Below are 12,151 nucleotides of genomic sequence, written 5' to 3'. Positions count from 1 at the left end.
GGGCCGGTCGGGCTCCGACAGCCCCACCCATGTGTGGTTCTCGGTGGGGTCGGGAAGAAACAGGAGTTCAGCCACGGTAATCAGCGCGGCGCGTGCGGTTCAAGTCGTTGTCCACAGGCTGTGCACAGAACCCCCCGACCGGCCCTGGTTTGACCTTAAGGCACGGGGCCGCGTACCGTGTCGAGGTCGAGTTGTCGATGGCTGCTGCCGCATGCCTCCGATGGGCAAGATCCTAGTGATCTGTAGAAGCGGTGCACTCGGGCGTTGCGAGCTACTCGTGGGCGCACGGTGACAGCCATTCGGCGCCCCACGCGTCTCCCAGAGACACAAGAATTCCTGGAGCCCCCGAGTGAGCAAGCGCACCTTCCAGCCGAACAACCGCCGCCGCGCGAAGACCCACGGTTTCCGGCTGCGCATGCGGACCCGTGCCGGTCGTGCGATCATCGCGTCCCGCCGCAGCAAGGGCCGCGCTCGTCTGTCGGCCTGACCAGTCAGACCGCGGGTCCGTGAAGTGCTGCCTACCGAGAACCGGCTGAGGCGGCGCGAGGATTTCGCGGCCGCGGTACGTCGAGGGCGCCGGGCCGGACGCCCGAACCTCGTCGTCCATCTGCGCAGGGGATCCCCTCGCCCCGATTCCGGGGGGCTTACGGACCCGCACGCCGCGGAGGGAGTCGCTCCCCCGGCGCGTGCGGGTTTCGTCGTGAGCAAGGCCGTGGGCAACGCTGTGGTGCGCAACCGCGTCAAGCGTCGCCTGCGTCACTTGGTGAGGGAGAGGCTCGGCGCGCTGCCGCCCGGTAGCCTGATGGTCATACGGGCGCTGCCCGGTGCGGGCGAGGCGGACCACGAGGAACTGGCCCGTGATCTGGACACCGCACTGCAGCGGCTGCTGGGAGGCCCCTCGTGAAATACCCGCTGCTGTGGTTGATCAAGCTGTACCAGTGGACCATCAGCCCGATGCTCGGGCCGGTGTGCAAGTACTACCCGTCGTGTTCCCACTACGGCTATGAGGCCATCGACCGGCACGGCGCGGTGAAAGGGACGGCTCTGACCGCCTGGCGCATTCTGCGCTGCAACCCATGGTCGTCCGGCGGAGTCGATCACGTCCCCGCCCGGAAGCACCCGGTCTGGCACCAGCGGCTGCGCGGCCGCTGGCAGCACCGGACCCAGTCCAATGCCCAAGGAGCCTGACTCGTGGACACGATCGACACGATCCTCGGTCCTCTCTATACCGCTGTTTCCTGGATCATCGTCCAGTTCCACAAGCTGTACAGCCTTCCGTTCGGGGAGGACAGCGGCTGGGCCTGGGGTCTGTCCATCGTCTCGCTGGTGATCGTGATCCGTGTCGCCCTGATCCCGCTCTTCGTGAAGCAGATCAAGGCCACGCGGAACATGCAGGCGCTCCAGCCGAAGATGAAGGCGATCCAGGAGCGCTACAAGAACGACCGGCAGCGCCAGTCGGAAGAGATGATGAAGCTGTACAAGGAGACGGGCACCAACCCGCTCTCCAGCTGTCTTCCGATCCTGGCCCAGTCGCCGTTCTTCCTGGCGCTGTACCAGGTGCTGAACAAGATCGCCAACAACCAGGAAGTCGGCGTCCTCACCAAGGACCTGGTGAAGAGCGCCCGTGAGGCGCACATCTTCGGGGCCCCGATCGCGGCCCGCTTCATGGACAGCGCCGACAAGGTCCAGACGCTGAACGCCTCGCTGACCGACGTCCGCTTGGTCACCGTCATCATGATCCTGCTGATGTCGGCGTCGCAGTTCTACACGCAGCGGCAGCTGATGACGAAGAACGTCGACCTGACGGTGAAGACGCCGTTCATGCAGCAGCAGAAGATGCTGATGTACGTCTTCCCCATCATCTTCGCCGTCTTCGGCATCAACTTCCCCGTCGGTGTCCTCGTCTACTGGCTGACCACCAACGTGTGGACCCTCGGGCAGCAGATGTACATCATCAAGCGCAACCCGACGCCGGGCTCGCTGGCCTGGAAGCAGCGCCAGGAGAAGCTGCGCGCCAAGGGCAAGCTCAAGGAGGACCCGGCCGAGGTCCAGACGAGGAAGGCCGTCGAGGCCGCCCGTGCCAACCGGCAGCAGCCCAAGCGCATGACCAAGGCCCAGCGTCAGGCCGCCGCGGCTCAGGCGGAGGCCAAGAGGGCCGAGGAGAAGGCGGCCGAGGAGAGCGCCTCGACGGCCAAGAAGACCTCCGGGGGCGACCGGCCGGCGCAGGCCGGGCAGCCCAAGAAGAAGTCCGGGCAGCGCAAGGGACCGCAGCGTCCCAAGCACCCGTCCAAGAAGTGAGTAAGGAGTCCACTCGTGACGGACACGACCGCAGAGGGCACTGACACCCTGACCCGCCTTGAGCAGGAGGGGGAGATCGCGGCCGACTATCTCGAAGGGCTCCTCGACATCGCGGACCTCGACGGTGACATCGACATGGACGTCGAGGGTGACCGTGCCGCTGTGTCGATCATCAGCGATGGCGAGAGCCGGGACCTGCAGAAGCTGGTCGGCCGGGACGGCGAGGTCCTGGAGGCGCTGCAGGAGCTGACGCGGCTCGCGGTGCAGCGGGAGACCGGTGACCGCAGCCGGCTGATGCTGGACATCGCCGGGTACCGGGCGCGCAAGCGTCAGGAGCTGACGGCGCTGGGCACCAGGACCGCCGAGGAGGTGCAGCAGACCGGGGAGCCCGTGAAGCTCAAGCCGATGTCGCCCTTCGAGCGCAAGGTCGTGCACGACGCCGTTGCCGCCGCCGGACTGCGCAGCGAGTCCGAGGGTGAGGAACCGCAGCGCTGCGTGGTCGTGCTGCCGTGACGGAACCCGAGTCGTCGGCCCTCCCTCCCGCGCCCGAGGTGGCGCGGGAGGTTTTCGGTGACCGCTTCGCCGACGCGGTCCGCTATGCGGAGCTGCTGGCGGAGGTGGGGGTCAAACGCGGACTGATCGGGCCTCGCGAGGTGCCGAGGCTCTGGGAGCGTCACCTGCTGAACTGCGCGGTGCTCTCGGAGGTCGTGCCCGAGGGAGTGACGGTCTGCGACGTCGGTTCGGGCGCCGGGCTGCCGGGAGTACCGCTCGCACTGGTGCGGCCGGACCTGGAGATCACCCTGCTGGAGCCGCTGCTGCGTCGGACGAACTTCCTTCAGGAAGTCGTCGAGCTGCTGGGACTGAAGCACGTCTCCGTGGTTCGGGGGAGGGCCGAGGAGGTCCTCGGTTCACTGCCTCCGGTGCATGTGGTGACGGCTCGGGCGGTGGCCCCGCTGGATCGGCTGGCCGGGTGGGGAGTACCGCTGCTGCGGCCGTACGGCGAGATGCTGGCGCTCAAGGGGGACACGGCCGAAGAAGAGCTCAAGGCAGCGCGGTCCGCTCTGCAGAAGCTGGGAGCGGTGGAGTCGTCGGTGCTCCGCGCCGGCGAGGGTGTGGTGGATCCGCCGGCGACCGTGGTGCGCGTCGAGGTCGGGGAGAGCCCGGGCGGAGTGCGTTTCGCCGCCAAGCGTGCGAAGGCCGCCCGGGCGGGGCGTTCCCGTGGAGCACGGCGTCGACGGTGACTCCGGGAGGGGGTTCCGTTACTCCGTAGAGCCCACAAAAGAGCCCCTTACGGAGTGTCGTCACGCCCATGGGTGGGCGTGGATGCATCGTGCTTCCCGTGAAACGTCGCTTCTCGTTGCAGGGAATCATCCATCGTGGGCGTTCGGCCGATGAGCCGCGCCCATCCAGGCCCCGCTCGGAAGTGGATTCGTCCACAGAAGAGCGGGGCTCGCTGGTTCCCGACCCCGGTGGCATGGCAGGCTCTTTGCATTGCGAGCCTGATGTCGAGGAGAGTGAACCGTTGCGGTCCGACGGCCATATCGCGGGACCGATGACCGATCCGGTCCCGGGCCCCCGTTCTGAAACGGCGGATGTTTCACGTGAAACACCAAGTGAGAATCCGCCCCCGATGGACGCCACCCCCCGGTACAACGGAGACGTATCCGCTCCGATCGGCCGGGCCGCTCAGCGAGCGGTCGCAGCGATGAACCGGGCAGGTGAGGGCCTTCCCAGGCCCGAGGAGACCCGGGTGATGGTGGTGGCCAACCAGAAGGGCGGGGTCGGTAAGACCACCAGCACAGTGAATCTCGCTGCTTCTCTGGCCCTGCACGGAGCCAGGGTCCTGGTGATCGACCTCGACCCACAGGGCAACGCGTCCACCGCTCTGGGGATCGACCACCACGCCGAGGTGCCCTCGATCTATGACGTGCTGGTGGAGGGCAAGCCGCTCTCCGACGTCGTCCAGCCGGTACGGGAAGTGGAGGGACTCTTCTGCGCCCCGGCCACGATCGACCTCGCCGGCGCCGAGATCGAGCTGGTGTCGCTGGTCGCGAGGGAGAGTCGTCTGCACAAGGCGATCTCCGCCTATGAGCAGCCGCTGGACTACATCTTCATCGACTGCCCGCCCTCACTCGGTCTGCTGACCGTCAACGCTCTGGTTGCCGGCGCGGAGGTGGTCATCCCCATCCAGTGCGAGTACTACGCGCTGGAGGGTCTGGGGCAGCTGCTGCGGAACGTCGAACTGGTCAAGGGGCACCTCAACCCCAAACTCCATGTGTCGACGATCCTGCTCACGATGTACGACGGGCGGACACGGCTCGCCTCCCAGGTGGCGGAGGAGGTGCGTGGCCACTTCGGCAAGGAGGTCCTGCGAACCAATATTCCGCGGTCGGTGCGCATCTCCGAGGCGCCGAGTTACGGGCAGACGGTTCTCACCTACGATCCCAGTTCCAGTGGTGCGCTCTCCTATCTGGAGGCGGCCCGGGAGATCGCGCTACGAGGCGCCAGGAAGCAGCAGGAACAGCACATGGTGGAGGGGACTCAGTGACAGAACGACGCAGAGGGCTGGGTCGAGGGCTCGGTGCGCTGATCCCTGCGGCTCCGACAGGGCCGGATGACAGTGTCAGCCCGCTGGTGGGAGAGAACGGTGCGCTCTCGCCCACCGCGGTTCCGGTGCTGACGCCGGGACGTGGTGTGGCGGCCAGAGTGGCTGCCCAGCCGGGAGGCGAAGGGCAGCGGGGAAGCGCGGTTTCACGTGAAACCGCGTCCTCCGGCGAGGTGCCGGCCGGAGAGGTGGCGGGTGCGCACTTCGCCGAGGTGCCGATCGACGCCATCACGCCCAACCCCCGGCAGCCCCGTGAGGTATTCGACGAGGACGCCTTGGCGGAACTGGTCACCTCCATTCGGGAGGTCGGCCTTCTCCAGCCGATCGTTGTACGTCAGACGGGGCCGGACCGCTACGAGCTCATCATGGGCGAGCGGCGCTGGCGTGCCTGCCGGGAAGCGGGCCTGGAGAAGATTCCGGCGATCATCCGGGCCACGGAGGACGAGAAGCTTCTCCTGGACGCCCTTCTGGAGAACCTCCACCGGGCCCAGCTGAATCCTCTTGAAGAGGCGGCGGCATACGACCAGCTGCTCAAGGACTTCAAGTGCACACATGACCAGCTGGCCGACCGTATCGGCCGGTCGCGCCCGCAGGTCTCCAACACACTGCGACTGCTGAAGCTCTCGCCGCCGGTGCAGCGACGGGTGGCGGCCGGAGTGCTGTCGGCAGGGCACGCCCGTGCACTGCTGTCGGTGGAGGACTCCGAGGAGCAGGATCGGCTCGCCCACCGCATCGTGGCCGAGGGGCTGTCGGTGCGAGCGGTCGAGGAGATCGTGGCTCTGATGGGCTCGGAGCCGAAGAGCAGGGCCAGGACGAAGGGACCGCGAGCCGGTAAGCGGATCTCCCCGGCGCTGGATCACCTGGCGACGCGTCTGTCGGACCGCTTCGACACCCGGGTGAAGGTGGACCTGGGCCAGAAGAAGGGGAAGATCGTCGTCGAGTTCGCCTCGATGGAGGATCTGGAGAGGATCCTGAGCCAGCTCGCTCCAGGAGAGGACCAGATGCTGGAGAAGCAGCTCTCCGGAGAAGACGACGACGGCGAGTGAGTGGGAGACCCGGTCATGTGACGCCCCATGGATACGATGTCTCCATGGGGCGTCGACTCGTTCCTCTCACCCTGGACAATCTGCCGGATCTCCCCAAGCGCTGTCGCAGGTGCGTCTTCTGGGAACTCGACCCCGTCAGCGGTGATGCCGCTGTGAAGTCGGGTCGGCCGGACCTGGAGAAGGAAGCCTGGATATCGGCTGTGCTGCTGGAGTGGGGGTCCTGCGGGAGGGTCGTCTACGTCGATGATGTGCCGGTGGGTTTCGTGCTGTACGCACCGCCCGCGTACGTGCCACGGTCGACGGCGTTCCCCACCAGCCCTGTGTCATCGGACGCGGTGCAGCTGATCACCGCTTGGCTGATGCCCGGCTATCAGGGACAGGGGCTGGGGCGGGTGATGGTGCAGGCTGTGGCCAAGGACGTACTGAGGCGGGGGTTCAAGGCGATCGAGGCGTTCGGGGACGCCCGATGGAAGGAGCCCGCCTGCATCCTCCCGGCCGACCACCTTCTGGCGGTTGGCTTCAAAACCGTTCGGCCTCATCACGCATATCCACGGCTGAGGCTGGAGCTGCGGACGACGCTTTCCTGGAAGCAGGACGTCGAGATGGCGATCGATCGCCTGCTGGGGGCCGTGCAGAAGGAGCCCGCTCTCAGACCTCTGTGAGCACCGAGCCTGTGGCGGTGCCGGCGAGCGCGTTCTGAGACGCTGATGGGCCCGTTCCCCCTCAGGGGGAACGGGCCCATCAGCGTCTCAGAACGTCAGCCGATGAATTCGGCGAGGTCGCGCTCGATGGCGGCCTTGGGCTTGGCGCCGACGATGGTCTTCACGACCTCGCCGCCCTGGTAGACGTTCATGGTCGGGATGGACATGATCCCGTACTTGGCGGCAGTGGCCGGGTTCTCGTCGATGTTGAGCTTGACGACGGTGATCTTGTCGGCCTGCTCCTCGGAGATCGCCTCCAGCGACGGGGCGATCTGACGGCACGGACCGCACCAGGCCGCCCAGAAGTCGACCAGAACGGGCTTGTCGCTCTTGAGGACGACATCCTCGAAGTCGGCATCGGTGACGGTCAGGGTGGCCATGGTGGTTCTCCTCGGGTCTGGGGATGTGGGAATCAGGGGGTGGGTGGAGCGGTCCGCCGTCAGAGGGAGGCGGCGGCCGCGGCCTCTTCGGTCTTCTCCGGCTCGGCGACGTGCTTCTCCGGAGCGTCGACCAGTGCCGCCAGGTAGCGCTCGGCGTCCAGGGCGGCGGAGCAGCCGGTGCCGGCGGCGGTGATGGCCTGGCGGTAGGTGTGGTCCACCACGTCGCCGGCGGCGAAGACACCGGGAATGTTGGTCCGGGTGGAGGGGGCGTCCACCTTCAGGTAGCCGTCGGCGTCCAGGTCGAGCACCCCCTTGAACAGCTCGCTGCGCGGGTCGTGGCCGATGGCGACGAACAGGCCCGTGGCCGGCAGCTCGGAGGTGGCGCCGGTGACGGTGTCGCGCAGGGTCAGCCCCGACAGCTTGCCGCCGGACTCGTGGATCTCGGCGACCTCGCTGTTCCACGCGAACTCGATCTTCGGGTCGGCGAAGGCCCGCTCCTGCATCGCCTTGGAGGCGCGCAGGGTGTCGCGGCGGTGGACGACGGTCACCTTCTCGGCGAACCGGGAGAGGAAGGTGGCCTCCTCCATCGCGGTGTCGCCACCGCCGACCACGGCGATGTGGTGGCCCTTGAAGAAGAAGCCGTCGCAGGTGGCGCAGTAGGAGACCCCGCGGCCGGACAGCTCGTCCTCCCCTGGCAGGCCGAGCTTGCGGTGCGCCGAGCCGGTGGCGACGATGACCGCCCGGGCCCGGTGCACGGTGCCCGCGGAGTCGGTCACCGACTTGACCTCACCCTCCAGATCCACCGCGACCACGTCGTCCGCGATCAGCTCGGCACCGAACCGCTCGGCCTGGGCCCGCATGTTCTCCATCAGGTCCGGTCCCATGATGCCGTCGCGGAAGCCGGGGAAGTTCTCCACCTCGGTGGTGTTCATCAGCGCGCCGCCGGCGGTCACCGAACCCTCGAAGACCAGCGGCTTCAGCGAGGCGCGGGCGGTGTACAGCGCTGCGGTGTAGCCCGCCGGCCCGGAGCCGATGATGATCACGTTGCGGACGTCGCTCACGGGAGTCTTCCTTGTCTGCCGATGGGTCTGCCGATGGGTGAGGCGGGCCTCGGAGGAGGCTCACCTCACCCAACGAATCCTAGGAGGAAGGCATTCCCGACCGTGGCGATGCGTATGGGCAGGGTCATCGCTCATAGGTACGGGTGATGAGGACCGTGCCCGGTTCGGGAGACGCTTTCCCGACGCAGTCGGCGTCAACCACATAGGCGTCCACTCGTGTGCTGTCCGATTCATGCGGCAGAACCACCAGGTACGCCCGCTGCCCCGCATAGGTGTCCATGCCGACGGCCAGCGGCGTCTCGTCGCGGTCGACGCCCTCGCGGACACAGGACGGCAGCGCGACCGCACTGGTGTTCAGCGGCGTATGAGGACGCGCTCGGGTGGTGAAGCCGTGAGCGTCCTCGGGTTTGGTCTTCTCCTGCCGCTCCGGCTTGCCGGCCGTCCCGCTCTTCGCGAGCAGGGAGCGTACCTGTGCTTCCAGAGCCTCGTCGGCCACGTCGGACTTCGAGTGCTGTCCACTGTCCGAGGCGACGCCGCTCCCGCCGGCTTCGGCGCCGGAGAAGCCGGGCAGGAGAAACGCCCCAAAGGCGATAAGGGCTGCTGCGGCGGCGGTGCCGAGCAGGGCGGTGCGCCAACGACGTGGCCGCCGTGTGGAGCGCCCCGGGCCGGTGGCGCTCCGCGCATGGCCCGAGGGCCGGCCTGTGGAGCGGTCCATGGGTGCCGTTCCACGTGAAACGGTGCGCGTGGCAGTTGTTTCACGTGAAACAGTGGACGGCTCTTCTTGTGACTGTCGCTCCCCTGCCGTGGGCTGGCTCTCGTCCGGGGTGGGGGTGGACGCGCCGAGCAGAGCCTCCGCGGCCAGAGCGGCGTCGATACGGCTCGCGACATCGGACGGCATTCGAGCCGGCCCCGGAAGAGTTCCCAGGACGCTGCGGATTTCCGCCAGGGACATCTGCACGTCCGAGCACAGCTCGCAGTCGGCCAGATGGGAGCGTATGTCGGCCGAGCGCTGCGGAGGGAGCACGCCTTCGGCATGAGCCGAGATTTCAGCGACCTCGGGATGTTCGTCCATGTCGAACGACGCGGAAGACGCGGACGTCATGCGTGTTCACCTCCGCCCTTCACGACCCTGGTGTCTGGCTTTCCTCTTGCCGGTGGGACGGGAGCCCCCTGCGTCCGGTTCCTTCCCCCGGCGCTCGGCGGGGTATCCCCCTGGGGCTCATCGGACCGCAGATGAGCCACCAGCGGCAGCAGACGGGCCCGGCCTCTGGCGCAACGGCTCTTGACGGTACCGACCGCGACCCCCAGGATCCGGGCGGCCTCGGCGACCGGGTAGCCCTGCATGTCGACGAGGACGAGCGCCGCTCTCTGCTCGGGGGGCAGCTCGGACAGCGCGGCGATGAGCTGGCGGTGGAGATCACGCCGCTCGGCGGGCACGGCCGCGGACTCATGCGGCTCCAGAAGCTGTTCCAGGCGCTCGGGCTCGGCTATGGACGAGGTTCGGCGGCTGGCGGCCTTGCGGGCGCGGTCCAGGCAGGCGTTGACGGTGATGCGGTGCAGCCAGGTGGTGACGGCGGACTGGCCGCGGAAGGTGTGAGCAGCCCGGTAGGCGGAGACGAGGGCGTCCTGAACGGCGTCGGCTGCCTCCTCGCGGTCCCCCAGAACGCGCAGGGCGACCGCCCACAGCCGGTCACGGTGCCGCCGCACTATTTCACCGAAGGCGTGGGGATCGCCGGCGACATGGCGGTCGAGGAGTTCCCTGTCGCCAGGAGGGGACGAAGTGTCTCCGCCGGTCATTCAGCGATCGCCCCCGCTGCTTGTAGAGGAACGCGTACACCGGGCAACAGGATCAAGCCAATCAACCTTAGAGGGGAAGGGGGCGACGAGAATCCTCGCGGAGAAGCGCACGGCTCCCGATACGGCCGACGCCTGCTCGTGGGGAGCATTTCTACTGCCTCCATGGGTGGGCGGCAACCAGTGCGGGCCGTGGAGTGCGATCCGTGAACGACGTGCCGAACGAGCAGGGGCCCCGGCTTCCCCGAGAGCCTCCGAGGTGGGGACCCTGCTCGTGGGCAGCGGCTTCGACCCTGAATGGAACGGCGGGAACCACGGGGCGCCGTGGTCGGGGCCACCGGGGTCCCCGAATCGACCGGCACTCGTGGCGGGGACGTCGCACCGGCCGGTGTGCCCTGCGGAGCAGCGGCCGTCCCGGCATGGCGCCCGCCGTTTCCCCCGTACGGGGAAACGGCTCAGTAGCCCTTGAAGAGCACCTCGTTGACCCCCTGCTTGTAGCCCGGATTGCTGTAGGAGTCGCCAGGGGCGTACGGGGCGGCAGTGATCCACACGACCAGGTACCGGGCGCTGCGCGGTTTCTTCGGAGTCAGCTTCAGGGATTTCGAAGACGTGCTTCCGGACGCGATCTCGCGCATCTCGCCGATGGAGGCGGAGGAGGAGAGGGTGTCGGCAGCGTAGAGGGAGATGTCCGTGTGGTCGCCTCCGTACTGGAGGCTTATCGTCGCGGACGAGATCTTCTTCTCGGCGCCGAGGTCGTAGACGATCCCGACTCCCGCCTTGTAGGGCTTCAGCACGGGACCGTCACGGAAGGACTTGCTGCGCCAGTACGTCCCGGGGTCGCCGTCGTGGGTGAGTGACACCTCGTCGGCGTTCTGAGGCCTGCCGTCCGGGTAGTACTCCCGAGCCTCCTTGATGTCCAGGTCGCCCGCCTTCGGCGCCTCGGCGTCCGTCTTGCCGCTGTTCTGGCCGACGTCGGAACCGGACGGCTGCTCGACCTTCCCGCGCATCAGGACATCGGCGAGCTGCCAGCTGCCCAGTCCCAGCGCGGCGATCAGCAGTGCGGAGACGCTCCACTTCAGGAACCTGCCGGTGCGCCCGGGCAGTGCGGGAGGAGCGGCCGGGACGGCCGCGGGAGGGCCGACGGGGCCCATGGGGGTGCGGACGGTGGGGGCGCCGTTCCGGAGGGGGGAGTGCTGGTACGGCGGCGGCGCGGTGAACTCGGGCTCCGGCGGGCGGATGCGCGGCAGCGCGGAGATCGCCTTGGACAGCTCCTCCGGAGTGGTGCAGGGCTTCTCCTGGCGGGAGGCGGTGGCGCCGTTGTTGACGAGTGCGCGCATGGCCAGCTCGGAGAGACCGCGGTGGACTCCGGCGCGTACCTGGTCCGGCGGAACGAGGGAGTCACCGGTCAGCTCGGCCATGCCGCTGAGCCCGTAGGCGTCCTCGCGGTAGGGCCAGCGCTGGGTCAGGGCCGCGTAGAGCAGGGCGCCGATCGCCTCGGTGTCGGTGCGCTGCGGGTGGTCGGAGCTGATGCCCCGCAGGGCGGCGTTCACGGCGAGACCGCGAATGCGGTACTGGCCGGCGGCGGTGCGCAGGACGCAGCCGGGAGTCAGCCGCAGATGGGCCAGGCCCTCCCGGTGGGCGGCGGTCATCGCCTGGGTCACCTGGGAGACGAGCTGGTACGCCTCGTGGGTTTGCAGGGGGCCGGCTGCGAGCAGGGTGGTCAGGGAGGTGGCGTCGGGAAGCCATTCGTGGACGACGTAGACGAGATCGTTCTCCTCGACTGCGTCCAGGACCTGTACGAAGCGGGGATCGCCGAGGAGGGCCGCGGAGCGGGCCGCGGCGAGAACGGAGCGGGCACGTGGATGGTCGGCGGCCAGCAGGTGGACGCCGACGGCGCGGCGCAGTTTCTCGTCGACGGCGCGCCAGCTGCTGAAGCCGTCCAGGCGCGTTACGCACTCCTCCAGGCGGTAGCGCCGGGCGAGTTTGTGTCCGCTGTGCAGCTCGGGAGGCTGAGGGGGCCGGGACGGGGACTTCGGTGGCGCCGAGTCGACGGGCTGTGCCGGGGAGCCCTCCGTATCCGCGCCGGGAGTGTCCTCCGCGGGGTCGTTGTCATCGCTGTCATGGGCCGTCGCACCGTCGGACGTGGCCTGCTCCGCCTCGGCGGCCGACGGCTTGTCCTTGCCGCCCGCCCCGCCGTTCTTGCCGGCCACGTCGACGGCAGCCGTGCTCCGTTCCGCCACCGTCGGTCCTGCCTCCCCATTCGTTG

General features: G+C 68.4%; 14 protein-coding genes. 9 read left to right on the top strand and 5 right to left on the bottom strand.

Annotated features, from left to right (window positions below; all coding sequences use genetic code 11):
* The first annotated feature begins 349 nt into the window (after positions 1-349).
* From rpmH to ABD358_RS01425, 9 genes are all read left to right on the top strand, one after another.
* Positions 350-487 (top strand): 50S ribosomal protein L34, encoded by a 138-nt coding sequence (rpmH, locus tag ABD358_RS01465; RefSeq protein ID WP_031511218.1) that lies wholly within the window; start codon positions 350-352, stop codon positions 485-487.
* Between the two features lie 24 nt (positions 488-511).
* Complete coding sequence (rnpA, locus tag ABD358_RS01460) at positions 512-904, top strand: ribonuclease P protein component (protein WP_344628913.1); 393 nt, start codon at positions 512-514, stop codon at positions 902-904.
* The gene (gene yidD / locus ABD358_RS01455) at positions 901-1,188 is read left to right on the top strand and encodes a membrane protein insertion efficiency factor YidD (protein WP_344628912.1); all 288 of its coding nucleotides are present in this window, start codon (positions 901-903) and stop codon (positions 1,186-1,188) included. The genes rnpA and yidD overlap by 4 nt, the downstream gene beginning before the upstream one ends.
* Before the next feature lie 12 nt (positions 1,189-1,200).
* On the top strand, positions 1,201-2,298 hold the full coding sequence (gene yidC / locus ABD358_RS01450) for a membrane protein insertase YidC (protein ID WP_344629054.1): 1,098 nt from the start codon (positions 1,201-1,203) through the stop codon (positions 2,296-2,298).
* A 15-nt stretch (positions 2,299-2,313) separates the two neighbouring features.
* The gene (locus ABD358_RS01445) at positions 2,314-2,811 is read left to right on the top strand and encodes a Jag family protein (RefSeq protein ID WP_344628911.1); all 498 of its coding nucleotides are present in this window, start codon (positions 2,314-2,316) and stop codon (positions 2,809-2,811) included.
* On the top strand, positions 2,808-3,539 hold the full coding sequence (gene rsmG / locus ABD358_RS01440) for a 16S rRNA (guanine(527)-N(7))-methyltransferase RsmG (protein ID WP_344628910.1): 732 nt from the start codon (positions 2,808-2,810) through the stop codon (positions 3,537-3,539). The genes ABD358_RS01445 and rsmG overlap by 4 nt, the downstream gene beginning before the upstream one ends.
* Positions 3,540-3,772: 233 nt before the next feature.
* The gene (locus ABD358_RS01435; RefSeq protein ID WP_425576219.1) at positions 3,773-4,846 is read left to right on the top strand and encodes a ParA family protein; all 1,074 of its coding nucleotides are present in this window, start codon (positions 3,773-3,775) and stop codon (positions 4,844-4,846) included.
* Positions 4,843-5,949, top strand: a complete 1,107-nt coding sequence (locus tag ABD358_RS01430) for a ParB/RepB/Spo0J family partition protein (protein WP_344628909.1) — start codon at positions 4,843-4,845, stop codon at positions 5,947-5,949. Before ABD358_RS01435 ends, ABD358_RS01430 begins: the two co-directional genes overlap by 4 nt.
* A 44-nt stretch (positions 5,950-5,993) precedes the next feature.
* Positions 5,994-6,611 (top strand): GNAT family N-acetyltransferase, encoded by a 618-nt coding sequence (locus ABD358_RS01425; protein ID WP_344628908.1) that lies wholly within the window; start codon positions 5,994-5,996, stop codon positions 6,609-6,611.
* 95 nt (positions 6,612-6,706) lie between these two features.
* Here the strand turns inward: ABD358_RS01425 and trxA are convergent, their stop codons facing one another.
* The 5 genes from trxA to ABD358_RS01400 all read right to left on the bottom strand — a co-directional run bounded on the left by trxA (position 6,707) and on the right by ABD358_RS01400 (position 12,125).
* Positions 6,707-7,030 (bottom strand): thioredoxin, encoded by a 324-nt coding sequence (gene trxA, locus ABD358_RS01420; RefSeq protein WP_344628907.1) that lies wholly within the window; start codon positions 7,028-7,030, stop codon positions 6,707-6,709.
* Between the two features lie 59 nt (positions 7,031-7,089).
* Complete coding sequence (gene trxB, locus ABD358_RS01415; RefSeq protein WP_344628906.1) at positions 7,090-8,091, bottom strand: thioredoxin-disulfide reductase; 1,002 nt, start codon at positions 8,089-8,091, stop codon at positions 7,090-7,092.
* Between the two features lie 124 nt (positions 8,092-8,215).
* Complete coding sequence (locus ABD358_RS01410) at positions 8,216-9,193, bottom strand: anti-sigma factor family protein (RefSeq protein ID WP_344628905.1); 978 nt, start codon at positions 9,191-9,193, stop codon at positions 8,216-8,218.
* The gene (sigM, locus tag ABD358_RS01405) at positions 9,190-9,888 is read right to left on the bottom strand and encodes an RNA polymerase sigma factor SigM (RefSeq protein WP_344628904.1); all 699 of its coding nucleotides are present in this window, start codon (positions 9,886-9,888) and stop codon (positions 9,190-9,192) included. The genes ABD358_RS01410 and sigM overlap by 4 nt, the downstream gene beginning before the upstream one ends.
* A 452-nt stretch (positions 9,889-10,340) precedes the next feature.
* Positions 10,341-12,125 (bottom strand): protein kinase family protein, encoded by a 1,785-nt coding sequence (locus ABD358_RS01400; RefSeq protein ID WP_344628903.1) that lies wholly within the window; start codon positions 12,123-12,125, stop codon positions 10,341-10,343.
* Positions 12,126-12,151: the final 26 nt, after the last annotated feature.

The sequence above is a fragment of the Streptomyces glaucosporus genome, assembly GCF_039533345.1.
Lineage (GTDB): Bacteria > Actinomycetota > Actinomycetes > Streptomycetales > Streptomycetaceae > Streptomyces > Streptomyces glaucosporus.
The sequence above is the reverse complement of the archived record's forward strand: the minus strand, read 5'-3'. Positions and strand labels throughout refer to the sequence as shown.

Coding starts and splice junctions, on each gene's coding strand:
- trxA (WP_344628907.1), bottom strand. CDS start 7,030: ATGGCCACCCTGACCGTCACCGATGCCGACTTCGAGGATGTCGTCCTC.
- sigM (WP_344628904.1), bottom strand. CDS start 9,888: ATGACCGGCGGAGACACTTCGTCCCCTCCTGGCGACAGGGAACTCCTC.
- ABD358_RS01425 (WP_344628908.1), top strand. CDS start 5,994: ATGGGGCGTCGACTCGTTCCTCTCACCCTGGACAATCTGCCGGATCTC.
- ABD358_RS01435 (WP_425576219.1), top strand. CDS start 3,773: ATGGCAGGCTCTTTGCATTGCGAGCCTGATGTCGAGGAGAGTGAACCG.
- ABD358_RS01410 (WP_344628905.1), bottom strand. CDS start 9,193: ATGACGTCCGCGTCTTCCGCGTCGTTCGACATGGACGAACATCCCGAG.